This window comes from Mesorhizobium sp. M8A.F.Ca.ET.165.01.1.1 (assembly GCF_004792065.1).
Classification (GTDB): domain Bacteria; phylum Pseudomonadota; class Alphaproteobacteria; order Rhizobiales; family Rhizobiaceae; genus Mesorhizobium.
The window spans coordinates 1-495 of sequence record NZ_SRTH01000060.1; the positions used below are offsets into that span (position 1 = coordinate 1).

At 55.6% G+C, this 495-nt stretch carries 1 protein-coding gene; it reads left to right on the forward strand.

The window, feature by feature from the left end:
* Window positions 1-206 precede the first annotated feature (206 nt).
* The coding region (locus EN808_RS37505; protein ID WP_245525198.1) for a class II aldolase/adducin family protein at window positions 207-495 on the forward strand (289 nt) is incomplete at its 3' end.

Below are 495 nucleotides of genomic sequence, written 5' to 3' on the forward strand. Positions count from 1 at the left end.
GCCCCTGCACGGGCGATGAAGTTGCAGAATGCATTTCACACAATATTTGATGCGAGAAGACATACAGGGGATCCAGAATTCACAGTCTTCACTTGCGACGTCGAGAAAATCGCCTCATCCCTGATCGTTGGAACGGAAGGCCAAGCTAAGCCGCTCAATCTCGGCACTGCGTAACGTCAGTATAGATCAACGCGCCGAATGGCCGCGTGATCGCTCGCAAAGCGATCGAGCATATTGATCAGCACATCGAAGGCCTCCTCGGAGGAGTCGAACCTGTCCACGACGATTTCAATCGAGTCTTCTTCGAAGAGCTGAACGCCGCCGAACACATTGGCGGCAATCTCCGGATCACCGTTTATGCCAATTATGGCGGGCTCGCCTTTGAGGAAGAGGGCGAGCGCTGCTCGCAGCTTCTGACCGGCCCCAAGGTGAAGGTCATGGTGATGGGCAATCACGGCGTGATGGTCATTGGCGACACCGTCGCCGACGCCTTCA